A 229-nucleotide genomic window follows, 5' to 3' on the forward strand; every position below is an offset into this window, starting at 1 on the left:
CTTTTGTACGGGAAGAAAACCTATTCGTTAATACCGGGTGGGAATGACGGTACCGTAAGAATAAGCACCGGCTAACTTCGTGCCAGCAGCCGCGGTAATACGAAGGGTGCAAGCGTTAATCGGAATTACTGGGCGTAAAGCGTGCGTAGGCGGTTTGTTAAGTCCGATGTGAAAGCCCTGGGCTCAACCTGGGAATGGCATGGGAAACTGGCGAGCTAGAGTAAGGTAG

General features: G+C 51.5%; 1 rRNA gene. It reads left to right on the top strand.

Features of this window, described 5'->3' with window-relative positions:
• Positions 1 to 229: ribosomal RNA gene (locus ACTHS3_RS18900) — 16S ribosomal RNA — on the top strand; the annotation flags it as partial.

This window comes from Neisseria sp. P0009.S007 (assembly GCF_051962515.1).